Consider the following 1811-nt stretch of genomic DNA (forward strand, 5'->3'; position numbering starts at 1 on the left):
TGGCCCGAGGGCTCGCCTGGGTTCTTCTCGTCGATCATGGTCATGATTCTTACCGTTCCTCTCGGTACGGCTTACACAGACCATCTGACACGCCCTACCCCGATGACGACGGCCAACCCAACGGCGTTCTTAGTGGACTTTCTGCCCGTGTTCCGCCGCAAGCTCACGCGCACCGGGTTTGTTCTAGACCATGTCCACTATTTCGCCAATGCGCTCAAGCCGTGGATCGCACGCCGCGAGGCCCTGGAGCGGTTCCTCATCCGGCGGGATCCGCGCGATATCAGCCGCATCTGGGTGCTGGACCCCGAGGGCACCGCGTACATCGAGGTCCCGTATCGGGCGTTGTCGAACCCGGCGGTCAGCGTGTGGGAGCACCGGCAGGCTCTGGCCCGGCTGCGCGAGCGTGGGGCCACCGAAGTCGACGAGTCGGGCCTGTTCCGGATGATCGAGCAGATGCGCACCATCTCCGAGACCGCCCAGAAGACCACCAAGCACACCCGCCGCGAGAGGCAACGCCGCACCCAGACCGGGACGACCACTACGAGGCCGACGCCCCCGGTGCCGGAACCACCGGTCGTACCAACGGACTTGGATGTGGTGGCCCGGTTCGGGGAGATCGAGCAATGGTGAATGCCAACGAGTACGAGCCGCTGGAGCTGTCCCACTTGCACCCGGCCGCGCAGCCGGTGGCGCGATTGCCGGCGGCCGAGCGGGTCCAGCGGATCCGCGCGGACCGCTGGATCGGCTACCCGAAGGCGGTCGAGGCCGTCGAGCGTCTGGAGACCATGCTCGGCTGGCCGGCGAAGCAGCGCATGCCCAACCTGCTACTGGTGGGCCCGACAAACAACGGCAAGTCGATGATCATCGAGCGCTTCCGCCGGCAGCACCCGCCCAGCTCCGAACCGGACCGGGAGCAGGTCCCGGTGGTGTGCGTGCAGATGCCCTCGGAACCATCACCCTTGCGGTTCTACACCGCGATCCTGTCCGTCCTGGGCGCACCCCTGCGGCCCCGGCCTCGTCTGGTGGAGCTCGAACGCCTCGCCTTGTCCCTGCTGCGCGAGGTCGGGGCGCGGATGCTGGTCGTTGATGAGCTGCACAACGTGCTGGCCGGTCGCGGGGACACCCGTCGGGAGTTCCTGAACCTACTGCGGTTTCTGGGCAACGAACTGCGCATCCCGCTGGTCGGGGTCGGCACCCGCGAGGCCTACCTGGCGGTGCGCTCCGATGACCAGTTGGAGAACCGCTTCGAACCCTTCGTGCTCCCGCTCTGGGAGGCCGACGACCAGGCGAGATCCCTGCTGGCCAGCTTCGCCGCCTCCTTCCCCCTCCGGAAACCATCGGTGATCGACACCGAGGACATGGCCCGCTACCTGCTGGCCCGCAGCGAGGGCACCATCGGGGAGCTGGCCCACCTGCTGACCGCGGCCGCGGTGGCCGCCGTCGAGTCCGGCCTCGAGGCCATCGACCACCGGACCCTGACGATGGCTAACTACACCGGGCCGGCCGAACGCCGCCGGGTCTTCGAACGCGAGCTGCTGTGAGCACTCGGTGGCCGGTGCACCCGGCCCCGGTCACCGGTGAGGCACTCACCTCCTGGCTGCGCCGGATAGCCCACCGCTACGGGGCCGAGGTCGAGGACCTCGTTCTCGATACCGGGTTCTGCATCTCCCGCCCCGGGGACCTGGACGTGGCCGCCCCGGAGGAATTCATCAACCAGCTAGGGCGTGTCTGAGAATAGATGCACGAGTCAGCTGAGACCCTGGGGACATGTCCCGGTTCCAGATGCTCTCTGACACCCAATGGGAGTTGAT

Annotated in this window: 3 protein-coding genes; all 3 read left to right on the plus strand. The window is 67.5% G+C overall.

Annotated elements, in window-relative coordinates:
* A partial coding sequence (locus tag ABIB16_RS11280) for a Mu transposase C-terminal domain-containing protein (RefSeq protein ID WP_354403858.1) occupies positions 1 to 630 on the plus strand: 630 nt, incomplete at its 5' end.
* Positions 624 to 1541: a TniB family NTP-binding protein gene (locus tag ABIB16_RS11285; RefSeq protein WP_060973728.1), complete on the plus strand. Its 918-nt coding sequence runs from the start codon at positions 624 to 626 to the stop codon at positions 1539 to 1541. The genes ABIB16_RS11280 and ABIB16_RS11285, both read left to right, overlap by 7 nt.
* Positions 1538 to 1732 (plus strand): TniQ family protein, encoded by a 195-nt coding sequence (locus tag ABIB16_RS11290; RefSeq protein ID WP_271438123.1) that lies wholly within the window; start codon positions 1538 to 1540, stop codon positions 1730 to 1732. The genes ABIB16_RS11285 and ABIB16_RS11290 overlap by 4 nt, the downstream gene beginning before the upstream one ends.
* The last annotated feature ends 79 nt before the right edge of the window (positions 1733 to 1811 follow it).

This window comes from Micrococcus sp. UYEF5 (assembly GCF_040546065.1).
Classification (GTDB): Bacteria; Actinomycetota; Actinomycetes; order Actinomycetales; family Micrococcaceae; genus Micrococcus; species Micrococcus luteus.